The sequence below is a fragment of the Streptomyces sp. NPDC045678 genome, assembly GCF_056432085.1.
In genome coordinates this window covers 348,087-354,582 of the sequence record NZ_JBWKJS010000011.1, presented here as the reverse complement: position 1 = coordinate 354,582, position 6,496 = coordinate 348,087, and the positions used below count along the sequence as shown (strand labels likewise).

General features: G+C 67.9%; 7 protein-coding genes. 2 read left to right on the top strand and 5 right to left on the bottom strand.

The window, feature by feature from the left end; translation table 11 throughout:
• Window positions 1–421: 421 nt before the first annotated feature.
• The 3 genes from AC07DO_RS34360 to thyX form a co-directional block, all read right to left on the bottom strand.
• The gene (locus tag AC07DO_RS34360) at window positions 422–2,107 is read right to left on the bottom strand and encodes a ribonuclease J (RefSeq protein WP_479065400.1); all 1,686 of its coding nucleotides are present in this window, start codon (window positions 2,105–2,107) and stop codon (window positions 422–424) included.
• Window positions 2,108–2,255: 148 nt separating this feature from the next.
• The gene (dapA, locus tag AC07DO_RS34355) at window positions 2,256–3,155 is read right to left on the bottom strand and encodes a 4-hydroxy-tetrahydrodipicolinate synthase (protein WP_479065398.1); all 900 of its coding nucleotides are present in this window, start codon (window positions 3,153–3,155) and stop codon (window positions 2,256–2,258) included.
• 190 nt (window positions 3,156–3,345) lie between these two features.
• Window positions 3,346–4,086 carry an FAD-dependent thymidylate synthase gene (thyX, locus tag AC07DO_RS34350; protein ID WP_479065396.1) on the bottom strand — a complete coding sequence of 247 codons (741 nt, stop codon included), beginning with the start codon at window positions 4,084–4,086 and terminating at the stop codon, window positions 3,346–3,348.
• Between the two features lie 200 nt (window positions 4,087–4,286).
• Between thyX and AC07DO_RS34345 the strand changes: the two genes are divergently transcribed.
• Together AC07DO_RS34345 and AC07DO_RS34340 are read left to right on the top strand one after the other, a co-directional pair.
• On the top strand, window positions 4,287–4,526 hold the full coding sequence (locus AC07DO_RS34345; RefSeq protein WP_479065394.1) for a hypothetical protein: 240 nt from the start codon (window positions 4,287–4,289) through the stop codon (window positions 4,524–4,526).
• A 121-nt stretch (window positions 4,527–4,647) separates the two neighbouring features.
• Window positions 4,648–5,211, top strand: coding sequence for a hypothetical protein (locus AC07DO_RS34340; protein WP_479065393.1), 564 nt, complete (start codon window positions 4,648–4,650; stop codon window positions 5,209–5,211).
• A gap of 10 nt (window positions 5,212–5,221) precedes the next feature.
• Here the strand turns inward: AC07DO_RS34340 and AC07DO_RS34335 are convergent, their stop codons facing one another.
• A complete protein-coding gene (locus AC07DO_RS34335) occupies window positions 5,222–5,674 on the bottom strand; it encodes a tetratricopeptide repeat protein (protein ID WP_385934992.1) in 453 nt (150 codons plus the stop codon).
• Window positions 5,675–5,702: 28 nt separating this feature from the next.
• On the bottom strand, window positions 5,703–6,455 hold the full coding sequence (dapB, locus tag AC07DO_RS34330; RefSeq protein ID WP_479065391.1) for a 4-hydroxy-tetrahydrodipicolinate reductase: 753 nt from the start codon (window positions 6,453–6,455) through the stop codon (window positions 5,703–5,705).
• Between the last annotated feature and the right edge of the window lie 41 nt (window positions 6,456–6,496).

The window sequence follows — 6,496 nt, the reverse complement described above, 5'->3', positions numbered from 1 at the left end:
GCTGATGCTGGAGACGGGGTAATCAACATATCTGGCGTTGACTTTTGGCACGCTGTTGAGTTCTCAAGGAACGGACGCTTCCTTTGTACTCACCCGCAGAACATTCTCTGGGGCTTTCCTCCGGGCGCTTCCCTTCGGTGTTTCTTTTGTTCTTGCGTTTCCGACTCTATCAGACTCTTTCGTGTCCGATTTCCTCGCTGCCTTTCCGGTTCCCGCTCCGGCCTTTCGGCTTTCGCGTTTCCCTTTCCGGCGGCTCCGACTTTATCAGAAGTTCTGAGTCGGATTTCCCGCCCCGCTCGGTCGGTCCCAGGCACGTGAGTGCTCGGGGCTTCCCTCGCTGGCGGAGCCGTAAACCTAACGGAGCGGGGCGCCCCGATGCAAATCGAGGCGCCCCGCTCCGGAGTTCACGCAGTCGTGAGGGTCAGACCTCGACGACCACGGGCAGGATCATCGGCCGTCGGCGGTAGTTGTCCGAGACCCATTTGCCCAGCGTGCGGCGGATGAGCTGCTGCAGCTGGTGGGGTTCGACGACGCCGTCCTGGGCCGACTTCCCCAGTACTTCGTGGATCTTCGGCATCACGGCGCTGAACGCCGAGTCCTCGATGCCGGAGCCGCGCGCCTGGATCGTCGGGCCGCTGGTGATCTTGCCGGTACTGGAGTCCACGACCACGAAGACCGAGATGATGCCCTCGTCGCCGAGGATCTTGCGGTCCTTCAGTGCCGGCTCGCCGACATCGCCCACGGAGAGGCCGTCCACGTAGACGTAACCCGCCTGGACCTTGCCGACGATCTTCGCCTTGCCCTCGACGAGGTCGACGACGACGCCGTCCTCGGCGATCACGATGCGGTCGTGCGGGACGCCGGTGAGGGCGCCCAGCTCGGCGTTGGCGCGCAGGTGGCGCCATTCGCCGTGGACCGGCATCAGGTTCTTGGGCTTGCAGATGTTGTAGAAGTACAGGAGCTCGCCGGCCGACGCGTGGCCGGAGACATGCACCTTGGCGTTGCCCTTGTGGACGACGTTCGCTCCCCAGCGGGTCAGGCCGTTGATCACGCGGTACACCGCGTTCTCGTTGCCGGGGATGAGGGACGACGCCAGGATCACCGTGTCGCCCTGGACGATCCGGATCTGGTGATCGCGGTTGGCCATGCGGGAGAGCGCGGCCATGGGCTCGCCCTGAGAACCCGTGCAGACGAGGACGACCTCGCTGTCGGGAAGGTCGTCCAGCGTCTTGACGTCTACGACCAGCCCCGGCGGCACCCGCAGGTAGCCCAGGTCGCGGGCGATGCCCATGTTGCGGACCATCGAGCGGCCGACGAAGGCGACCCGGCGGCCGTACTCGTGGGCGGCGTCCAGGATCTGCTGGATGCGGTGCACATGGCTGGCGAAGCTCGCGACGATGATGCGCTTCTGGGCGCCGGCGAAGACACCGCGGATCACGTTCGAGATGTCGCGCTCGGGCGGGACAAAGCCCGGAACCTCGGCGTTCGTCGAGTCGGAGAGGAGAAGGTCGATGCCTTCCTCGCTCAGCCGCGCGAACGCGTGCAGGTCGGTCAGGCGACCGTCCATCGGGAGCTGGTCCATCTTGAAGTCGCCGGTGGCGACGACCATGCCCGCGGGGGTGCGGATGGCGACGGCCAGGGCGTCCGGGATGGAGTGGTTGACGGCGACGAACTCGCAGTCGAACGGGCCGAGGTGCTCGCGGTCGCCCTCGACGACCTCGAGCGTGTACGGACGGATGCGGTGCTCCTGGAGCTTCGCCTCGATCAGCGCGAGGGTCAGCTTGGAGCCGATCAGCGGAATGTCCGGCTTCTCGCGCAGGAGGTACGGGACACCACCGATGTGGTCCTCGTGCCCGTGCGTGAGCACGATGCCCTCGATGTCGTCGAGGCGGTCCCTGATGGACGAGAAGTCCGGCAGGATCAGGTCGATTCCGGGCTGCTCCTCCTCGGGGAACAGCACTCCGCAGTCGACGATCAGCAGGCGACCGTTGTACTCGAAGACGGTCATGTTGCGGCCGATCTCGCCGAGACCGCCGAGCGGGGTGACCCGCAGGCCGCCCTTCGGGAGCTTCGGCGGAGCACCGAGTTCAGGATGCGGATGACTCAAAAGACTCTCCTCACCACGCGCGCCACGTACCTCCAAGGCACGTGGCGCGTATGACGTTCGTGCAGTAGCAGTTGTTGTGTGGGGTGCGGGCGGCTGTTCTTCTGGGACGCGCCCGCGGGTGTCGCTTATTCAGTTGTGAAGTCTGTGGTTACAGCTGTACCCCGCCGGCCTCGAGATCGATCTTGAGCTGGGCCGTCTCGTCGGGTGACAGTTCCACCATCGGGAGGCGGAGCGGACCCGCGGGGCGTCCCTGGAGGGCCAGCGCCGCCTTGGTCGTGATCACGCCCTGGGTGCGGAACATGCCGGTGAAGACGGGGAGCAGCTTCTGGTGGATCTCCGTGGCCTTCTGTACATCACCGGTGAGGTGCGCCTCCAGCATGGCGCGCAGCTCGGGGGTGACGACGTGGCCGACGACGGAGACGAAGCCGCACGCGCCGACGGACAGGAGCGGAAGGTTCAGCATGTCGTCGCCGGAGTACCAGGCGAGGTCCGAGCGGGCGATGGCCCAGCTGGCGCGGCCGAGGTCGCCCTTGGCGTCCTTGTTGGCGACGATCCGGGGGTGCTCGGCGAGCCGGACGAGGGTTTCCGTGTTGATCGGAACGCCGCTGCGGCCCGGGATGTCGTACAGCATGACGGGCAGGTCGGTGCTGTCGGCGATGGCGGTGAAGTGCCGGAACAGGCCGTCTTGCGGGGGCTTGTTGTAGTACGGCGTGACAGTCAGGAGGCCGTGGGCGCCTGCCTGCTCGGCGGCGCGGGCGAGCTCGAGACTGTGCCGGGTGTCGTTCGTGCCGACGCCCGCGACGATGTGGGCGCGGTCTCCGACGGCGTCCAGTACGGCTCGTACGAGATCGTTTTTCTCCGCGTCACTGACGGTCGGGGACTCACCGGTGGTGCCGTTGATGACCAGGCCGTCATTGCCTGCGTCCACCAGGTGGGCGGCGAGCTGCTGCGCGCCGTCGAGGTCAAGTGCGCCGTCCGCCGTAAAGGGCGTGACCATGGCGGTGAGGACCCTCCCGAAGGGGGTCTGCGGAGTGGAGGTCGGAGCCATGGGTAACACGCTACTCGCTGCTCAGCGCGGGGTCGCCCCTCGGGGGATGTGTGGGGACCTGACAAGTGTGGAGCCCGGCACTGCCTGCTCGGGGGTTCAAGCAGTGCCGGGTCCGTTTGATCAGGCTAGATGAACTTCACGAAGTGCCGCAAACCGGACACTTCGCTCGACGCACCCGCACATCAGTGCCTTAAGGCGCCACGCGTCCGTTCTTGTTGAAGGCCGCATGGGTGAGGGGCATGAGCTTGGCCCACTGCTCCTCCATCTTCTCGCCGACCATCTCGATCTCCCGCTGCGGGAAGGACGGAACCTTGGCGAGCTCGTGCTGCGTGCGCAGACCGAGGAAGTGCATCAGCGAACGCGCGTTGCACGTCGCGTACATCGAGGAGAAGAGGCCGACGGGGAGCACCGCGCGGGCGACCTCGCGGGCCACACCGGCGGCGAGCATCTCCTGGTACGCCTCGTACGCCTGGCGGTACGAGTCCTCCATGACGCGGCCCGTGAGCTCCTGCTGGGCCTCGGTGCCCTCCACGAAGACGTACTTCCCCGGACGGCCCTCCTGGACGAGCTTGCGGGAGGCGTCGGGGACGTAGAAGACGGGCTGCAGCTCCCTGTACCGACCCGATTCCTCGTTGTACGACCAGCCGACGCGGTGCCGCATGAACTCGCGGAAGACGAAGATGGGGGCACTGATGAAGAACGTCATCGAGTTGTGCTCGAAGGGGCTGCCGTGGCGGTCCCGCATCAGGTAGTTGATCAGGCCCTTGGAGCGCTCCGGGTCCTTCTGGAGCTCGTCGAGGGACTGCTCGCCCGCCGTGGAGACGCGGGCGGCCCACAGGACGTCGGAGTCGGTGGCGGCGTGCTTCACCAGCTCGACGGTGACCTCGCTGCGGAAGCTGGGCTTGAGGTCGTCGGTGGGGGTCTCGCTCACAGGCGGGGGTCCTTCCATGTGCATCACTCGGGCGGCGCCCACTCTATGGCCAGGCACTGACAATCGGCCGTCCGGTGACCCGCCACGACATTCTTCGACTAATTTGCCGAAACAGGGCACCTTTTGGGCGATTCACGCGTCTATCCAAGTAACAGAGTTCACACAGCTCCGTTCGAGACCCGTGAGGAGAAGCGCACCCCATGTTCCGTCGGCGAGAGCCTGTCCCGTTCGCCTTCATCGCCGAAGCCGAGAAGTTCCGCAGTAACGTCACTCCCCCTCCCCGCGAGCGCGCATCGGCCAGTCAGGTCGTGAGCCGCACGCTGATCGGCCTCACCGTCGTGGCCGGTCTGGTGGGATCCCTGCTCTTCGGGATGCCCGCGATGTCGGCCGACCAGTCACCCGCGCACACGCAGAAGTCGGAAGCCTCCGACAACCGCTGACCGGCGCCGACCGTGATCGTCCGGCACTGACTCGTCCGGACCCCCAAGGGTGGTAGCGGGGGGCACGGCTCGATAGCCTCACCGGGCACAGCCCATGTGTGGATTGAGTGAGGATCAGCCCGTGCCCCTGCCCTTCCTGACCGCGGACCGCGCATTCGACGACGCGGCGGACGACGCCGCGCTGCCCTTCGAAGACCGCGATCACTGGCGCCGGCCCTACCGCCCGGGCCCCTGGCGCGTGGGGGCGGGCGCCGTCCTGCTGCTGCTCGCCTCGTTCGTCCTGTTCGCCGCGGTGATCATCGCGTTCGCGGACTCCCTGGCGGGCGCAGCCATCTGTGCGGGGCTCGCCGTCCTCATCATCGTGAGCGCCCTGCGGCTGCTGCGCATGGGCACCTGGGTCAGCGCCCACGGGCTGCGCAGGGTCGGCTTCCTGACGACGCAGACGCTCGCGTGGGGGCAGATCTCCGCCGTGCGGACCGCGCAGCAGCCGGTGCGCTGGCTGGGACTCCCCCGCACGGTCCAGGGCCAGGCACTCGTTCTCGTACGACGTGATCAGCAGCCGGCCGGACCGCAGCAGCTGCTCCTGACCGACCGGAACGCGGACTTCCTGGCGCGGCACGAGGCGTTCAACCGTGCGGCCGACTCCATCGAGGTGTGGGCCGACGAGTATCGGCCCACCGCCTAGTCGCACCGCGTCAGACGTTGACCGGCTTGCCCGCGTGCAGGGCGATGGCCCGCTGCATGGCCTTCCGCGCGCGGGGCGTGTCCCTGGCGTCGTGGTAGGCGACGGCCAGCCGGAACCAGCAGCGCCAGTCGTCCGGCGAGTCCTCGGTCTCGGCCTTGCGGCGGGCGAACACCTCGTCCGCGGAGTCGCGGTCGATGCGGCCCGCCGGGGTGCGCTTCAACTCGTCGACCGGCAGCCCGCCCTCGGCCTCCAGCTCGGCCGCGAGGCGGTTGGCCCGCTGGACGAACTGGGTGTTCTTCCAGAGGAACCAGATGCCGATGAACGGCAGGATGAGCACCGCGACACCGAAGGTGACGGTGAGCGCGGTGCCGTGCTGTATCAGGAGCACGCCGCGGCTGCCGACCAGGACGAAGTAGACGACCAGGACGGCAGCCGTGACGGCGTAGGTGATCTTCGCGCGCATGTCTCTCAGCTGTCCTTCAGCACTCGGGTCAGCCGAGGTCCAGGAAGTGTTCCAGGCCGAACGTGAGGCCCGGAGTGCTCACCACGCGGCGCGCGCCGAGCAGGATGCCCGGCATGAAGCTGCTGTGGTGCAGCGAGTCGTGGCGCACGGTCAGGGTCTCGCCCTCGCCGCCCAGCAGGACCTCCTGGTGGGCGAGGAGGCCGCGCAGGCGCACGGAGTGCACCGGCACACCGTCGACGTCCGCGCCGCGGGCGCCGTCCAGGGCCGTCGTCGTGGCGTCGGGCTGCGGGGCGCTGCCCGCTTCCCTGCGGGCCTCGGCGATGAGCTGGGCGGTGCGCGTGGCGGTGCCGCTGGGGGCGTCCGCCTTGTTGGGGTGGTGGAGCTCCACGACCTCGACGGACTCGAAGTACGGCGCCGCGATCTGCGCGAACTTCATCGTCAGGACCGCGCCGATGGAGAAGTTCGGGGCGATGAGCACGCCCGTCTCCGGGGACGCGGCCAGCGACGTGCGCAGCTGCGCGAGGCGCTCGTCGGTCCACCCCGTCGTACCGACGACGGCGTGGATGCCGTGTCGTACGCAGAAGTCGAGGTTGTCCAGCACCGAGTCGGGGTTGGTCAGCTCGACCGCGACCTGGGCGCCTGCCTCGGTCAGCGACTCCAGCCTGTCGCCCCGGCCGAGGGCGGCGACCAGCTCCATGTCCTCGGCGGCCTCGACGGCCTTCACGGCCTCGGAGCCGATACGGCCCTTGGCGCCGATGACCGCCACGCGCAGCTTGCTCATGTCCTTCATTCCTTCGCGAGGTTTCGAGAGGTGGGCCCGTG

Excerpts from the sequence above, each read along its gene's own strand:
- AC07DO_RS34335 (WP_385934992.1), bottom strand. The coding sequence starts at position 5,674 with ATGCGCGCGAAGATCACCTACGCCGTCACGGCTGCCGTCCTGGTCGTC.
- dapB (WP_479065391.1), bottom strand. The coding sequence starts at position 6,455 with ATGAGCAAGCTGCGCGTGGCGGTCATCGGCGCCAAGGGCCGTATCGGC.
- dapA (WP_479065398.1), bottom strand. The coding sequence starts at position 3,155 with ATGGCTCCGACCTCCACTCCGCAGACCCCCTTCGGGAGGGTCCTCACC.
- AC07DO_RS34345 (WP_479065394.1), top strand. The coding sequence starts at position 4,287 with ATGTTCCGTCGGCGAGAGCCTGTCCCGTTCGCCTTCATCGCCGAAGCC.